The 15,802-nt window shown below is 71.6% G+C and carries 14 protein-coding genes and 1 riboswitch; of the genes, 9 read left to right on the forward strand and 5 right to left on the reverse strand.

The features are described 5' to 3' along the window. Positions 1-30: 30 nt before the first annotated feature. Both AB0I67_RS32030 and AB0I67_RS32035 read right to left on the reverse strand, forming a co-directional pair. A complete protein-coding gene (locus tag AB0I67_RS32030) occupies positions 31-1,197 on the reverse strand; it encodes a DUF6716 putative glycosyltransferase (protein WP_357931108.1) in 1,167 nt (388 codons plus the stop codon). Continuing rightward, positions 1,194-2,123, reverse strand: a complete 930-nt coding sequence (locus tag AB0I67_RS32035; protein ID WP_357931110.1) for a hypothetical protein — start codon at positions 2,121-2,123, stop codon at positions 1,194-1,196. The genes AB0I67_RS32030 and AB0I67_RS32035 overlap by 4 nt, the downstream gene beginning before the upstream one ends. A 164-nt stretch (positions 2,124-2,287) precedes the next feature. Between AB0I67_RS32035 and AB0I67_RS32040 the strand changes: the two genes are divergently transcribed. From AB0I67_RS32040 to AB0I67_RS32075, 8 genes are all read left to right on the forward strand, one after another. Next, entirely contained in the window at positions 2,288-3,103 is an 816-nt protein-coding gene (locus AB0I67_RS32040) for an aldo/keto reductase (protein ID WP_357931112.1), read from the forward strand. 303 nt (positions 3,104-3,406) lie between these two features. Next, positions 3,407-3,560, forward strand: a riboswitch (cyclic di-AMP (ydaO/yuaA leader). Between the two features lie 11 nt (positions 3,561-3,571). Then, positions 3,572-4,288: a CHAP domain-containing protein gene (locus AB0I67_RS32045; RefSeq protein WP_357931114.1), complete on the forward strand. Its 717-nt coding sequence runs from the start codon at positions 3,572-3,574 to the stop codon at positions 4,286-4,288. Between the two features lie 336 nt (positions 4,289-4,624). Then, on the forward strand, positions 4,625-5,959 hold the full coding sequence (locus AB0I67_RS32050) for an ABC transporter substrate-binding protein (protein ID WP_357931117.1): 1,335 nt from the start codon (positions 4,625-4,627) through the stop codon (positions 5,957-5,959). A 108-nt stretch (positions 5,960-6,067) separates the two neighbouring features. Beyond that, positions 6,068-7,030, forward strand: a complete 963-nt coding sequence (locus AB0I67_RS32055; RefSeq protein ID WP_357931120.1) for a sugar ABC transporter permease — start codon at positions 6,068-6,070, stop codon at positions 7,028-7,030. Continuing rightward, positions 7,027-7,857: a carbohydrate ABC transporter permease gene (locus AB0I67_RS32060; RefSeq protein WP_357931123.1), complete on the forward strand. Its 831-nt coding sequence runs from the start codon at positions 7,027-7,029 to the stop codon at positions 7,855-7,857. Before AB0I67_RS32055 ends, AB0I67_RS32060 begins: the two co-directional genes overlap by 4 nt. Further along, a complete protein-coding gene (locus AB0I67_RS32065) occupies positions 7,854-9,197 on the forward strand; it encodes a GH1 family beta-glucosidase (protein ID WP_357931126.1) in 1,344 nt (447 codons plus the stop codon). Before AB0I67_RS32060 ends, AB0I67_RS32065 begins: the two co-directional genes overlap by 4 nt. Next, positions 9,194-10,207 carry a LacI family DNA-binding transcriptional regulator gene (locus tag AB0I67_RS32070; RefSeq protein WP_357931129.1) on the forward strand — a complete coding sequence of 338 codons (1,014 nt, stop codon included), beginning with the start codon at positions 9,194-9,196 and terminating at the stop codon, positions 10,205-10,207. The genes AB0I67_RS32065 and AB0I67_RS32070 overlap by 4 nt, the downstream gene beginning before the upstream one ends. 20 nt (positions 10,208-10,227) lie before the next feature. Then, positions 10,228-11,085 carry an aldose 1-epimerase family protein gene (locus AB0I67_RS32075; RefSeq protein WP_357931132.1) on the forward strand — a complete coding sequence of 286 codons (858 nt, stop codon included), beginning with the start codon at positions 10,228-10,230 and terminating at the stop codon, positions 11,083-11,085. Here AB0I67_RS32075 and AB0I67_RS32080 read toward each other — a convergent pair. Then, a complete protein-coding gene (locus tag AB0I67_RS32080) occupies positions 11,063-11,968 on the reverse strand; it encodes a hypothetical protein (protein ID WP_357931135.1) in 906 nt (301 codons plus the stop codon). The genes AB0I67_RS32075 and AB0I67_RS32080 overlap by 23 nt on opposite strands. A 58-nt stretch (positions 11,969-12,026) precedes the next feature. Between AB0I67_RS32080 and AB0I67_RS32085 the strand changes: the two genes are divergently transcribed. After that, positions 12,027-12,986, forward strand: a complete 960-nt coding sequence (locus tag AB0I67_RS32085; protein WP_357931138.1) for a phosphotransferase — start codon at positions 12,027-12,029, stop codon at positions 12,984-12,986. On the opposite strand, the gene AB0I67_RS32090 is transcribed toward AB0I67_RS32085, so the two are convergent. After that, entirely contained in the window at positions 12,964-13,470 is a 507-nt protein-coding gene (locus AB0I67_RS32090) for a GNAT family N-acetyltransferase (protein WP_357931141.1), read from the reverse strand. The genes AB0I67_RS32085 and AB0I67_RS32090 overlap by 23 nt on opposite strands. After that, a complete protein-coding gene (locus AB0I67_RS32095) occupies positions 13,451-15,754 on the reverse strand; it encodes a M64 family metallopeptidase (protein WP_357931144.1) in 2,304 nt (767 codons plus the stop codon). The genes AB0I67_RS32090 and AB0I67_RS32095 overlap by 20 nt, the downstream gene beginning before the upstream one ends. Positions 15,755-15,802: the final 48 nt, after the last annotated feature.

Consider the following 15,802-nt stretch of genomic DNA (forward strand, 5'->3'; position numbering starts at 1 on the left):
TGTAAGTGATTGGGAAGTGGTTGCAAAGCGTCACGCCAGGGCGCGGCGCAGCTTGCGCTTGGCGCGGTAGCCGGCGCGCAGCAGCCGCGGCGGCACCTCGACGCGCAGCCGGGCCCGGCGGCGGGCGGCGGCGTGCTCGGGCCCGTCGAGCAGGGAGCGCGAGCGCATCCGCGGCCCGGCGGCCAGCGCGGTGAGCAGGCCCACCCAGTCGCTGTCGCGCTGGAAGTAGTTGGCCTCGCACCAGGCCGGATCGGGATCGCGGAAGCGCCCCGCGGCCAGCTCGGCCAGGGAGCCGAGCACCCCGCTGCCCTCGAAGACCAGGTTGATCATCTCGGCGCTGACCCCGAAGTCGTCCAGCACCAGCAGGGGCACCTCGCGGGCGATCGCCTCCAGCGCCGCGGTCGAGCTCACCGTGACGAACCCCGCCGCGCGGTCCAGATGCTCCTGCATGGAGCCGGCCTCGAAGCTCAGCCGCCCGGGCTCGCCCAGGTCGCGCCAGAGCCGGGGGTAGGGGTGGCGCTCGTTGTGCGTCTGGCGCTCGCCCTCCAGCGCGCGGAGCTTGACCACGACGTCCAGGTCGGGCCGGGCCTCGGCCAGCTCGGCCAGGGCCAGCAGGATCCGCTCGCGCTGCTCGCGCGGGCCGGGCACCTTGGCCTGCGTGGCGAAGACCACGCGCCGCCGCTCCCCCGCCGCCTGCGGCCGGCCCGGCGTGGGGGCCGTGCGCAGGAAGGGCAGCCGGGCCAGGCCGACCGCGCCGCCGCCGCCGAGCTGCCGGGACAGCGCCTCGAACTCGGCCACCTCGCGCGCGCTGTGCGCCACGAACAGGTCGCAGCCGCTGCGGTAGAGCCAGGCCTTCTCGGTCGCCGGCACCGCGATCCCCGGCAGGCCGGTGACGAACACCGGGCGGGGCCGCAGCCCGGCCAGCACCGAGGAGACCAGCACGTCGACGACCGGGCCGGTGCAGGCCACCACGATGGCGTCGGGGCGCAGCCGCTCCGCCGTACGCCGCAGGGCCCGGGCGGACAGGACGCCCGCGAGCGGGCGGGCGCCCGCGGCGGCGGCGATCTGCTGGGCGGAGGGCACGATCGGGGTGCGGACGACGGCGAGCTCGGCGTGGCAGCCGGCGGGCAGATCGTCCAGGAGGCAGGCCGCCCACTTCAGGTAGGAGTCGGAATCGGCGACGGCCAGGATCTTCACGGTCGGGCGGCTCTTCCTGAGAGGCCGGAGGCCGGGCCCCCGGAGAGGGTGAGATGGTCGCGCAGGTCGGGTGCGGCGCGGCTGGTCCACCAGTCGTCGGGGACCTCGACCGGCTCGACGGCGACGCCGCGCGGGCTCAGCAGGACACGCAGCGAGCTGATCGCGGTGGAGGGCAGGCTGAGCACGCGCTGCTCGGCGCCCAGGCCGCGCAGGCTGAGCTCGGCGGGCATGCCGGGCTCGTGCACGGTGATGCCGGGCCGCTCGCGCAGCAGCGCCAGGTCGGTCGGGTCCTCGCGGCGGTGCGGGAAGTAGGCGACGGGCTCGTCGGCCGCCAGCGCGGTGATCCAGCCGAGGTAGCGGTCGCGGTGGACCAGGCCGTTGCGGACCAGCGAGGTGCCGAGCACGACGGTGCGCTGCGGCGGTCCAGGCCGGTCGAGCGGCTGCGCCCGCAGCCAGGCGAAATCGTGGCTGATCACGTCGAACCCCGCGGCTCGTACGGCTTCCGCCAGCCGCTCCTCCACCGGCAGCGCGGTGAACACCGTCACCCGGCGCTTCCCCGCGTGCAGCCGCAGCCCGGCGGCCAGCCCCAGCGCGCGGCGGGCCACGCCCGGCGTCGCGCGGGCACGGACCAGCGGCCGGCCGGGACCCGCGGCCAGCAGCTCCAGCAGCCGGATGGTCGCCAGCCCGTCGTCCACGATCACCACCGGCCGCCACGAGGTCAGCCAGCGCACCTGCACGCGGCCGGAGAAGGCGTCGCCCACCGCCCCCAGGCGGCTGGGCATACGTTCGCGCGGCTCGGCCACCTCCACCCCCAGAGGCAGGCCGAGCCGCGCGAGCTCGGCGCGGGTGGCGCGCAGGGCGCGCACGCCCGCCCGCGGCACGATCACCGTCGTGGGCCCGAGCAGGCCGGCGTGGTGGGCTTCCACCGCGCAGATCATCTGGAGTGGCGATTCCACCCAGGCCGGCCACACGCTATGGGCCTCCCTCTCCTCACGGAACCGCACGGGCGATCCCGCGGGCCGACGACCGTGGCCCGACACTAACCCGGCCCTCTGACGCCATCGGTAACGCAGGGTGAACAATGAGATGCATGAACTCACTGCTGCTCAACACCGACGGCGTCCAGATTCCGCAGCTCGGCTACGGCGTCTGGCAGGTGCCCGACGAGGACGCCGAGCGGGCGGTCGGGCTGGCCCTGGAGGCGGGCTACCGCAGCATCGACACCGCGCGGCTGTACAACAACGAGGAGGGCGTCGGCCGGGCCGTGCGCAACTCCGGGCTGCCGCGCGAGAAGCTCTTCATCACCACCAAGCTCTGGAACGACGACCACGGCCGGGTGGCGGAGGCGTTCGAGGAGAGCATGGCGCGGCTCGGCCTCGACCAGCTCGACCTGTTCCTGATCCACTGGCCCGCGCCCAAGCAGGACCTCTACGTCCAGGCGTGGAAGGAGCTGGAGCGGCTGTACCACGACGGCCGGGTGCGCGCCATCGGCGTCTCCAACTTCACCGTCAAGAACCTCCAGCGGCTGATGGACGAGACGCAGATCGTGCCCTCGATCAACCAGATCGAGCTGCACCCCAACCTGCCGCAGACCGAGCTGCGCGCCTTCCACGAGGCCAACGGCATCCTGACCGAGGCGTGGAGCCCGCTCGGCCAGGGCCGGGGGCTGCTGGAGGAGCGGGCGCTGGCCACGCTGGGCGAGAAGCACGGGCGCACGCCCGCCCAGATCGTGCTGCGCTGGCACATCCAGCTCGGCAACGTGGTGATCCCCAAGTCGGTCACCCCGTCGCGGATCAAGGAGAACATCGACGTCTTCGACTTCATCCTGGACGCCGAGGACATGGCCGCGATCGGCGCGCTGAACAACGGCAAGCGCCTGGGTCCCGACCCGGCCGAATTCGGCTGATCCCGGCCGTTGCGTTCCCCCGGTCCCGGGCCGGGGGAACGCCGTCGGCAAAGGTAAAGTCAGGGGCTGGCGGAGGGTCCGAAAAAGATCTACTCATGGGGGTCCGGCGAACCGGCCGATTCCCCGATCGCCCTGCCCACAGGGGTTTTCCGTAGATCGGCGGCTATTGATCTACAGCCGATTTTACTGCCCGGACATTTACAGATTTGTAATCTCCTTGCCGCGTGTATTACCTTTTGGTCACTCCCGGCAAACGAACGGCCATCCGTTCCTTGCCTTGACCGACCACCTCTCACAGGCCCCCGCCTGTGACCGCTGAATCCGCCACCGCGCGGAACCGGGGACCCAAAAGTCTCACTGGGGTGAATCGGCGCCGACCCCGCCAGGGGCGCGCCGTAGGGCAGCTTCACGTCCGAACCCGTCAGCTAACCCGGTAAGCGGCATGAAGCAAGGAGTGTCCTTTCCCTCATGGCAAAACACCGTCGCGTGCGTCCTTCCAAGGCCCAGCTCGTCTCCGCCGGTCTCGGCGCCGCCCTTTTCGCGGCCACCGGATTCGGCGCCCACGTCGCACACGCTGACACCGTCAAGCCCGAGATCGGCGGCGTCCCCGAGGTCGCCGCACTCGCCTTCAACGCCCCCAAGGAAGCACCCGCCGCGCCCGCCGCGGCACCCAAGGCCGCCATGCCGGCCAAGCCGTCCCTCACCAAGGTCCTCGGCCTCGCCCGTCAGCAGATCGGCGTGAGCGAGAACTCCAGTGGCGGAGGCACCAAGTTCCAGAACTGGTACGCCGCCTCCAAGCGCGCCCAGGAGACCATCAAGCGTGACGGCGGCTCCACCAAGGCCTACCTGAACGCCGCCTGGTGCTCGATGTTCGTGTCCTGGGTCGGCGAGCACACCGGCGCCCGCAGCTCCGTTGGCTGGGACGCCTACACCGTGACCCACGCCAAGTGGTTCAAGAACAACAACCGCTGGGGCACCACGCCCAAGCCCGGCGCGGTCGTCTTCTTCTCCTGGTCCGGCAGCAAGAGCCTGGACGGCATCGCCCACGTGGGCTTCGTCGAGAAGGACAACGGCAACGGCACGATCACCACGATCGAGGGCAACACCGGCAACGGCAAGGTCGAGCAGCGTGTCCGGCCGAAGTCCCAGGTCGTCGGCTACGGCTACCCCGAGTACGGCAAGTAGGAGCTCGCGGCCCGTCCCCCGGGCCGCCTCCACTTCCCGGTGACCACCGCAGAAGCGCCCGCCCCTCCCAGGGGCACCCCCTCCCCAAGAGACGCCCGCCCCTCCCCAGGGGCGGGCGTTTCTTGCGTGTTTCGCGACACCCAGGATGGGAGCGCTCCCACCATCCTCTCCGTCCCCTTCATGCCGACATATCCGTTTAAGAAACCAGAAAACGCTCTCTCGGTCACGGTTGTGTTTCAGCCCGTTGACGAGCGAGCCCACCATGGCCACTCTTCATGGGAGCGCTCCCAAGCCTCACCCCCGAATCCCCCACGGGCGCACACGAAAGAGGACCTCATGACCATCAGCAAGCGCCGCGGCGCGGTCGCGGCCCTGGCCGCCATGGCGCTGGTCTCCTGCGGCTCGAACGGCACCACCACCCCCGCGGCCACCGGCGGCGCCGGCTCCCCCGCCGCGCAGGCCGAGCCGATCACCATCCGCGTGCAGACCTTCGGCGGCGGCGCCAACTTCGGCTACAAGACCGCGGTCGAGAAGTGGAACGCCGAGCACAAGGACATCCAGATCAAGCACGAGAACCTCACCGACCAGTTCGAGCAGCAGTACTGGCCCCAGATGATCCAGTGGCTGCAGGCCGGCAGCGGCGCGGGCGACGTGGTGGGCATCGACGAGGGCGGCATGGGCCTGGCGAAGGCCAACAGCGCCTGGTGGGCCGACCTGAAGGAGTTCGGGCTCGACAAGCGCCAGGCCGACTTCCCCGCCTGGAAGTGGGAGAACGGCGTCGCCGGCGACGGCAAGGTCTTCGCCCTCGGCACCGACATCGGCGGCATGAGCCTGTGCTACCGCAAGGACCTGTTCAAGAAGGCCGGCCTGCCCTCCGAGCGCGACGAGGTCAGCGCCCTGTGGCCGACCTGGGACGAGTTCATGAAGGTGGGCCAGCAGTTCCAGGCCAAGGTGCCCGACACGAAGTTCACCGACGGCACCAACACCCTCTACCAGGTGCTGCTCTACCAGGAGGCGGCCAAGAACGGCAACGTCACCTACTTCGACAAGGACAACAACCTGATCGTCGACAAGAACCCGGCGGTCAGGACGGCGTTCGACTTCGCCCAGAAGATGAGCCAGGGGGGCCTGACCGCCAAGCTGCGCAACTTCACCGACGAGTGGGCGACCGGCACCCAGAAGGGCTCCTTCGCCACCCTCGGCTGCCCCTCCTGGATGCTCGGCGTGGTCCAGGGCAACGCCGGTGACGCCGGCAAGGGCAAGTGGGACGTCGCCGCGGTCCCGGGCGGCGGCGGCAACTGGGGCGGCTCCTGGCTCGCGGTGCCCAAGCAGAGCAAGCACCCGAAGGAGGCCGCGCAGGTCGCCGACTACCTGACCAGCGCCGCCGTCCAGGCCGACGTGTTCGCCGAGTTCGGCAACATGCCGAGCAACACCAAGGCCCAGGCCGACCCGAAGGTGCAGGGCGCCAAGAGCGAGTTCTTCGACAACGCGCCCTCCGGCGAGATCTTCGCCAAGTCCGCCGCCTCGCTCCAGCCGGTCTTCCTCGGCGTCAAGCACGCCCAGGTCAAGAACGCCATCGAGTCGGTCATCCAGGGCATGGACGACGGCTCCGTGCCGCACGACAAGGCCTGGCAGCAGCTGGTGGACGACGCGGTGAAGGCCGCGGGCTGACCTAGATCCCGGACTCCGGTACGGCGGCGCGGCCCGCCGACTCGCCGAGCGGGGGCCCGGCCGCCCCGCCGTACCGGATCGTTCCCGACCCGTCTGGAAAGGTCTCCCATGAGCCTCAACGTGGCGCCGCCGCCCGCGGCCCACCGGCCTCCCCGCGGTTCGCGCCGCAGAACGCCCTCCACCGGCCGGCGGGGCTGGTCCGCCTTCGACCTCAAGGCCGTGCCGTACCTGCTGGTCTCCCCCTACTTCCTGCTGTTCGCCGCCTTCGGGCTGTTCCCGCTGGTCTTCACGCTCTGGTACTCGCTCTACGACTACGACCTGGCCGGCACCACGGAGTGGGCGGGCCTGGACAACTACGCCAAGCTGCTGGCCGACGAGGACTTCTGGAACGCCGTCACCAACACGACGGGCATCTTCTTCCTGGCCACCGTGCCGCAGATGCTGATCGCGCTGATGCTGGCCAACGCGCTGAACAAGCGGCTGCGTTTCCGGCTGGCGATCCGGATGAGCGTGCTGTTCCCGCTGGTCACCTCGGTGGTGGCGGTGGCGATCGTGTTCAGCCAGCTCTTCGCGCGCGACTGGGGCCTGGCCAACTGGCTGCTCGGCCTGGTCGGCGTCGAGCCGATCAACTGGCGGGCCGAGCGGCTGCCGAGCTGGATCGCCATCGCGCTGATGGTGGACTGGCGCTGGACCGGCTACAACGCGATCATCTTCCTGGCCGGGATGCAGACCATCCCGAAGGACCTGTACGAGGCGGCCGCGATCGACGGCGCCTCGCGCCGCCGGCAGTTCTGGCAGATCACGCTGCCGATGCTCAAGCCCACGATGATCTTCGTCGTGCTGAACTCCACGATCGGCGGCCTGACCCTGTTCGCCGAGCCGACGACGTTCTACAACGGCAACGTGGACGGCGGCTCGCAGGGCCAGTTCCAGACGGTGGCGATGTTCATCGTCAAGCAGGGCTTCCGCGAGTTCGACTACGGCTACGCCGCCGCCGCGGCGTGGATGTTGTTCCTGCTGATCCTGGTCGGCGCGGCGATCAACTTCGTGCTCGTGAGGAGGATCAGGTGACGAACTGGAAGCCGGCCGTCATGACGCGGGTCATGCTGGCCTTCACGGTGATCCTCTCCGTCTTCCCGCTGTACTGGATGCTCGTCATCGCCTCGCGCTCCAACTCCGAGGCGGTGGCCGTGCCTCCGCCGCTGCTGCCCGGCGGCAACCTGGGCGAGAACATCATGGCGGTGCTCCAGCACGAGGACGCCAAGTTCCTGACCGGCCTGCTCAACTCGATGATCGTGGCCACGACGGTGACCGTCTCGGTCGTGCTGATCTCGACCCTGGCCGGCTTCGCCTTCGCGCGGCTGCGCTTCAAGGGCAGCAAGATCCTGCTGATGGCGGTGCTGCTGACCATGATGGTGCCGCTGCAGCAGATGGGCGTGGTGCCGCTCTACCGGCTGATGGTCAGCCTGGAGTGGACCGGCACGCTGCAGGCGGTCATCCTGCCCTACCTGCTCAACGGTTTCGGCGTCTTCCTGATGACGCAGTACACCACCCAGGCGGTGCCGAACGAGCTGGTGGAGGCGGCGCGCGTGGACGGGGCCTCCACGCTGCGGGTGTGGTGGAGCGTGGTGCTCCCGGCGGTACGGCCGGGCATGGCCGTGCTCGGGATCAACACCTTCATGCTCATGTGGAACGACTTCATGTGGCCCCTGATCGTGCTGACCGGGGAGAACCCGACGGTGCAGATCGCCATCACCCAGCTCAACATGCGTTTCGCCACGAACTACACATTGATCTTCGCGGGGACCGCGCTGTCTATCATTCCGCTCATCGTGGTTTTCGTCGCGTTTGGCCGCCAGATTGTCGGCGGAATCATGGAAGGTGCTGTCAAGGCATGAAATTTCCGGCCAACTTCGTCTGGGGCGCCGCCACCTCCGCCTACCAGATCGAGGGTTCGACCACGGCCGACGGTCGCGGCGTCTCCATCTGGGACACCTTCACCGCCCAGCCGGGCCGCGTGGTCGCCGGCGACCACGCGCAGGTCGCGATCGACCACTACAACCGCTACCGCGAGGACGTCCAGATCATGGCGGAGCTGGGCCTGAAGGCCTACCGCTTCTCCGTGTCCTGGCCGCGCGTGCAGCCCGACGGCGCCGGGCGGATCAACGCCAAGGGCCTCGACTTCTACCGCAGGCTCACCGACGACCTGCTGGAGCACGGCATCCAGCCCTGGCTCACCCTCTACCACTGGGACCTGCCCCAGGCGCTGGAGGAGGCCGGCGGCTGGCCGAACCGCGACACCGCCTACCGCTTCGCCGACTACGCCGAGGCGGTGCACGACGCGCTCAAGGACCGGGTGCACACCTGGGCGACGGTCAACGAGCCCTGGTGCGCGGCCTTCCTCGGCTACGCCTCCGGCGAGCACGCCCCCGGCCGGCGCGAGCCCGCGCAGGCCGTCCAGGCGGCTCACCACCTCAACCTGGCCCACGGCCTGGCCGCCCGGCGGCTGACCGGCTCGCGGGTCGGCGGCTGCGTCAACCTCTACCCGGTACGGCCGGCCAGCGACGACCCCCGCGACGTGGACGCCGCGCGGCGCATCGACGGCGCCCAGAACCGCTTCTTCCTGGACGGGCTGCTCAAGGGCGCCTACCCGCAGGACGTGCTGGACGACTGGGGCGTCTCCTTCAGCCAGGAGGACCAGGAGCTGGTCGGCGCGCCGATCGACCTGCTGCTGATCAACTACTACAGCCCGTACACGGTCTCCGGCGCACCCGGCGGCAAGGCCTCTGCCTCGGCCGCGCCGACCGACACCGGCTCGCCGTGGGTGGGCAACGAGCACGTCTCCTTCCTCAGCGACGGCCTGCCGACCACCTCGATGGGCTGGGAGGTCGAGCCCGACGGCCTCAAGCGCACGCTGCTGCGCCTCAAGCGCGACTACCCGGCCATCCCGCTGGTGGTCTCGGAGAACGGCGCGGCCTACGACGACGTGCTGGAGGACGGCGCCGTGCACGACACCGAGCGCGTCGCCTTCCTGGAGGGCCACCTGCGCGCCTGCAGCGAGGCGATCGAGGCCGGCGTGCCGCTGGAGGGCTACTTCGCCTGGTCCCTGATGGACAACTTCGAGTGGGCCTGGGGGTACGGCAAGCGGTTCGGCCTGGTCTACGTGGACTTCCCGACCCAGAAGCGCATCCTCAAGGACAGCGCCCACTGGTATTCGCGGACCATAATGTCCGCATGAACCGACCGACACTCGAAGCCGTGGCCGCGCTGGCCGGCGTGGGCCGCGGCACGGTGTCGAGGGTGATCAACGGCTCGCCGAACGTCAGCGAGAAGGCTCGCCGCGCCGTCCTCGACGCGATCGACCAGCTCGGCTACGTGCCGAACCGGGCCGCCCGCACGCTGGTGACCCGCCGCACCGACACCGTGGCCCTGGTGGTCTCGGAGTCGGAGCTGCGGGTCTTCGACGAGCCGTACTTCGCCGGCACCATCCGCGGCATCGCGACCTACCTGGCCGAGACCGGGCTGCAGCTCATCCTCGCGATGTCGCAGTCGCGCTCGGAGCACAAGCGGCTGGAGGAGTACCTCACCGGCCAGCACGTCGACGGCGTGCTGCTGCTGTCGCTGCACGGCGCCGACCCGCTGCCGGGCCGGCTGGAGGACCGCGGCGTGCCGACGGTGCTCGGCGGCCGGCCGGTCGGCCTCGACCCGGCGCAGTTCCAGCGGCTGAGCTACATCGACATCGACAACCGCACCGGCGCCCGGCAGGCCGCCAAGCACCTGCTGGGCCTGGGCCGCGAGCGCATCGCGACCATCGCCGGCCCGCAGGACATGGGGGTGGGCGTCGACCGGCTGGCCGGCTACCGCGACGCCCTGTCGGCGGCCGGCCGCCGGGAGCTGGTCGCCTACGGCGACTTCTCCGAGGCGAGCGGCGCCACCGCGATGGCGGCGCTGCTGGAGGCCGATCCCGATCTCGACGCGGTCTTCGCCGCCTCCGACCTGATGGCTGTGGGCGCGATGCGGGCGCTGAAGACGGCCGGCCGGCGCGTGCCGGGGGACGTGGCGGTGGTCGGGTTCGAGGACGCCAAGGTGGCGTTGCACACCGACCCCCCGCTGACCACCGTGCACCAGCCGACCGAGGCGATGGGCCGGCAGATGGCCCAGCTCCTGGTAGCGCGGATCAACGGCGAGCAGCCGCAGCACCAGGTGGTCATCCTCGACACCCACCTGGTGCCGCGCGGTAGCGCCTGAGCTGCCCGTATCCTGGCACCGTGCAAGGATCCCCCCTTATCGCCGCCGGGTACACCGCCGAGTGGAGCGTGCGCGGCGCCGCCGTGCGCGCCCTGCGCCACGGTGACCGCGACCTGATCACGAGCTGGCCCGCCGAGGGCCCGGTGCCCTTCTACGCCGGGACGATCCTGGCCCCCTGGCCCAACCGGGTGGGGCAGGCGAGCTACCGCTTCGGCGGGCGCGAGCACCACCTGGAGGTGACCGAGCCCGACCGCGGCCACGCGCTGCACGGGCTGGTCGCCACCGCCGACTGGCGGCCGGTGGAGCAGGTCGCGGTCGAGGAGGAGCAGGCGTGGGTCCGGCTGGCCCACACCGTCACGCCGGTGGCGGGGTATCCGTTCACCCTCGACCTGGAGGTCACCCACCGGCTCGACGCCGGCGGCCTGACCACCACGCTCACCGCGGCCAACCGGGGCGCCGACCCGGCTCCCTACGGCTGCGGGCCGCATCCGTGGCTGGTGGGCGAGGAGCTGGAGCTGCCCGCCGGGCGGGTGCTGCTGACCGACGCGGCGCTGCTGCCGGCCGAGGTGGCCGAGGTGGCGGCGACGCCGTACGACTTCGGGCAGGCCAGGACGACGGCCGGGGTGGACGTCGACCACGCCTTCACCGGGCTGGCCGAGGGCCGGGCCCGGGTGGGCGGGGTCCTGATGGAGTGGGACCCCGCCGTGCTGCCGTGGGTGCAGGTCTGCACCGGGGCGCAGCTCGGCTACCGCGGGGTGGCGGTCGAGCCGATGACCTGTCCGCCGGACGCCTTCAACTCCGGCGACGACCTGATCACGCTCGCGCCGGGGCAGAGCCACAGCGCGAGCTGGACGATCAGGTCAGCTCGGCCGGAGTGAGCCGGAGGTACTCGATCATCTGGTGCGCGGCGCCGGACCACGCCAGGAAGATCCGGCCCCGGTAGCCGGCCGCGCTGAGCCCGGCCTTGGTCGGCCGGATGCCCTTGGCCACGACCGGCGTCGACCAGCCGCCGGTCTCGGAGCTGGTCGAGAGCTGCACGTCGTCGGCGCCCTGCGGGATCCACGCCATCAGCCGAAGGTAGTCGCCCTGCCAGGAGTGCGGGATCTCGGCCCAGGCGGGCACGCCCGTGACGCTGGCCAGGCTGACGGTGCTCGGGGTGTCGGCCGCCTCGTGCAGCGAGCGGTACTTGAGCTGGCCGGTGTCGGGCGCGCGGTAGAGCAGGCCGGGACGGCTGTCCAGGTCGGCGAGCACGATCGCCGGGTCGGCGTCGGAGCGGGCGGAGGGCACGGCCTTGGGCCCGCTCCCCCAGCTCCCGTCGGCGGCACGGCGCTTGAAGCGGATCTGCGTGCCGGTCCTGGCCCGCCAGGCCAGGTGCAGCGCGCCGCCGGGGAAGCGGCCGAGCACCGGGCCGCCTTCGGCGACGTAGTCGGGCCCGAGGTCGAGCCGTCCGGTCCACGTCACCTCGTCGGCCGTGCTCCCCCTGGGCACGGCTGCCCTGGCGACCTGGATGCGGGCGGTGGCGGCGTCGGTCCAGGCGAGGGTGAGCTCGTCCTCGGCCGACCACCACAGCCCCGGGGCGTGGCGGGTGTCCGGCGCGCCGCCGCTCACCCGCACGGGTTGCTGGGGCGACCAGCGGCGTTCCCTGTCCTGCCAGAGCGCGAACCACAGCCCGCGGTCCTCGCGCTGGCCCTTCCACACCATGGCGAGCCTGCTGCCCGCGGCGAGGACCGGCCGGTGGCTGGTCCCCTTCGTCTCCGTCACGGGGTCCGGTAAGTCGTGAATGACCATGAAATGTGTATGGCCCCGGTATCGTACGATCATGCACAGCCGGACCAAGCGCCGTCTGACCCCCGAGCAGCTCGACGCGCTGGCCCGCCGCGCGCTCGGCGCCGGGGTGAACCTCTCTGAAGAGCTCACCGACGGCTTCGCCAACGCGGTGTGGCGGCTGAGCCTCCATGACGGTCGCCGGGTGGTGCTGAAACTGTCACCTTCACCGGACCTCGATCAGCTCACCTACGAGCGCGGCCTGCTGCGCATGGAGGCCCACGCCTACGAGCTGGCCGCCGCGGCGGGCGTTCCGCTCGCCGGACTGCTGGCGGCCGGGTTCGACGACCCGGTGCTGGGCGGCGACTACCTGCTGCTGCGGGAGCTCGACGGCGTGCCGTGGAACCACGCCCGGCTCGACCCGGACCGGCAGCTCGCCCTGCGCCGGGAGCTGGGCGGCCACCTGGCCCGGCTCAACTCGGTGCGCGGCGACAGCTTCGGCTACCCGTGGATCGCCGCGCCGAGCTGGCGGGCGGGCTACCTGGCGATGGTCGAGGCGCTGCTGAAGGACACCGAGCGCTATCCCACGCCGCTGCCCGCGCCGGTGGAGGAGATCCGCGCGCTGGTGCACCGGGCCGCACCCGCCCTCGACGCGGTGCGCGAGCCGCGGCTGGTGCACTTCGACCTGTGGCCGGGCAACGTCTTCCTCGACCTGACCGGCGAGCCGCGCATCCAGGCCGTGATCGACCTCGAACGCGCCTTCTGGGGCGATCCGCTGGCCGACCTGGTCACCCCGACGCTCTTCGGCGAGCTGGCCGAGGACGACCCGGTGCTGGCCGGCTACCGCGAGGTGGCGCCCCTGGAGGTGGACCAGACCCGGCTGGCGCTCTACCGGGTCTACCTCTACCTGATCATGCTGGTGGAGAACGGCCCGCGGCAGTACCCGGAGGAGGACTACGCCCCGCTCCGGGCACTGACCACCGAGTCGCTGGTCAGAGCGCTCGCTCGACTCTGAACAGCTCGGCCTGCACGCCGTACCAGCGGTCGGTCTGACCGATGTGGCTCATCCCGATGCGGCGGCAGACGGCCTGCGAGGGGTGGTTGTCGGGGAAGGTCAGCGCGTAGACCTCGCCGATCCCGGCCGCCCAGGCCCGCTCCAGCGCGCCGCGGGCGGCCTCGGTGGCGTAGCCGCGGCCCCACATGTCCGGGTGCAGGTGCCAGCCGACCTCCACCTCGTCGTCGCCGTTGGGCAGCCGCTTGAGCAGGATCGTCCCGGCCACGACGCCGCTCTCGCGCTCCTCGATCGCCCAGACGCCCAGGGTCGGGTCGGGCTCGCTGTGCGCGCGGTAGCGCGGCACGAGATCGGCCGCGGGCGGCACCGCGCCGGGCAGCCAGCGGGTGACCTCCTCCCGGCTCATGATGTCGTCCAGGCGCTTGACGTCGGCCGGGCTGTCGGTCCACATGCGGACGGTCAGCCGGTCAGTCGTGTAGATGGTCATCGGTGCCCTTCTCGGGAGCTGCGGAGTTGATCACAGCCTCGTACGGCTCGCTTGCCGCTCGCTTGGCATCGGCTGCAGCCTGGATGGCTGCGCACTGGCCGGCTCCGGTGAGGCGGTTGGGGACGCCGAGATCGACCGGGGCCGGGGTGTTGCCCGCGCACGACAGCGCACCGTTGATCGTAGTGCCGGTCAGGATCGGATCCGCGTTGCCGGTCAGCGTCGCCGCGCCGCGCAGCTCCATCCCGGCCAGCACCAGCGAGCCGGTGGTGCCGTGCACGCTGAGCGCGCCGGTGATCCGGGCGTTGAGCACCTGGACGTCGGCCGCGCCGGTGGCGGTGACGGCGCCGGTGACCGAGCCGCCGGACACGATCAGGGAGGCGCCTCGCCGTACCGTCACCGGGCCCTTGACCTGGGCGCCGTTCAGGCAGGTCACCCCGGAGGCGACGGTGAGCGGGCCGGTGTGGGCGCCGGTGACGGTGCGGGTGCACGCGGGCGGCGGCGCGATGGTGGTCACGGTGAACGATTTTTCCGCGCCGGCGTTGCCGGCCGCGTCGATGGAGCGGTAGTCGATGACGTGCCGGCCGCGCGGCAGCCGGCCGAAGACCAGGTGGTCGATGGTGGTGCCGGTCTCGGTGAAGCGCCAGGGCAGCTCGGAGGAGGTGGGCCAGCCGAAGTAGTTGAACCAGCCGTCGCCGTCCACCCGCGACTCGGAGACCACGTAGCCGGGGTGCTCGTCGGCGCCGGTCAGCCGCATCTCGACCGGGCCGTTGTAGACGTAGGTGTCGCCGGAGCGCACCAGCGGCGCCGACAGCTCGTAGGCGGTCGCGGGCGCGGTGGCGTCCACGGTCCAGGTACGGCTCTGCCCGCCGGCGGTGGCGGTGAGCGTGTGCGTGCCCGGCTTCAGGGCGAGCGGCTCCAGGTCGAGGGCGGGCCCGCCGTCGCCGACCGGCGTGCCGTCGAGCGTCCAGGTCACCCGCGGGACGCTCCGCGCGGGGTGGGTGGTCTCGACGTAGACCACATCGGTGCCGCCGACCGGCCGCTCGGTGGGGGTCGAGGCCACGATGCCCGGCTCGACGCCGTCCGGCGGGGTGCTCAGCGCGGTGTCCACGGTCCAGGAGACGGTACGGCTGAGCGCCGCCTTGATCGCCGGGTCGCGCACGAAGCCGGTGGGGTCGGCGACGACCGCCTGGACGGTGTGCGTGCCGGGGCTCAGCCCGAGGGTGCGCAGGTCGAGCGCGACGCCCTTGGCGGGCAGTTCGGCGCCGTCGAGCGACCAGGTGACGGTGAGGGCGTGCGAGACCGGGTGCATCGGCTCGACCCAGAGCACGCGGTCGGCGCCCACCGGCGCGCCGGCCGGGGTGGAGCTCTGCACCAGGTCGGTCTTCGCGGAGATCCGACGGACCATGATCTCGCGGCTGACCTGGTCGAAGTAGTAGCCGAGCGTCTTCATCATCGAGTGCCGGCTGGGCCGCCAGACGCCGGTGGAGTAGTACAGGCCGCCCTCGTAACGGCCGATCGGGCCGCCCGACTCGCTCTCCTCGCCGAGCCAGCGCCACCACTTGCGGCGCTGCTCGGCCATCTGGGCCTCGGTGAGCAGCGTGTGGTGGGGGCTGGAGGGCTCGGCGCCGGAGTAGGCGCCGCCGGGCACGCCGCGCTGGTAGTAGTCGTACTCGTCCTGGAGCCCGCCCAGCGAGTGGCCCAGCTCGTGCGGGCTGATCAGGGCGGACATCGCGTTGCTGCCGGTCGCGGTGGCGTAGGCGCCGCCCGCTCCGCCGTAGGTGCCGCTGTTGCCGAGGGCGAGGATCTGCCGGTTGGCCGAGGAGGTGCCGGTGACGAGGTTGGCGTAGGTGTTGGCGGCGGAGTTGCTCATGGTGACCAGGCGCTGGACGCTGGCCGGGTTGCAGCCGCCCCAGAAGCCCATGTTCAGCGGGGTGTCGCGGCGGGGGGAGCCGAGGTCGGGGTCGCAGTCGATGCCCGACTCGGCCGAGACGATGTCGAGCCGGTAGACGTTGATGTAGTTGCGGTAGGACTTGAACGGCTCGATGGACCACATGACGTTCAGGTGGCGGTCGACGTCGGCGGCGAAGGCGGGCAACTGGCTCTCGGTGTAGCCGTCGCCCATCACGATGACGTTGAAGCGCTTGGCGGGGCTGCCGGTCACCTGGACCGGGACGACCGTGGCGCTGCCCGGCCCCGCGCTCGGAAGCGCGGTCTCGGCCTGGGCGGGTGCGGCGGGGGTGACGGCGAGGGCTAACAGCAGGAGCGCGGCGAGGGTTCGGCGCATGGGCGGGACCTTTCGGGGGGTGTTCCGGACGTCCCGATCATCGCCGAA

Source organism: Nonomuraea sp. NPDC050310 (genome assembly GCF_040655795.1).
Lineage (GTDB): Bacteria > Actinomycetota > Actinomycetes > Streptosporangiales > Streptosporangiaceae > Nonomuraea.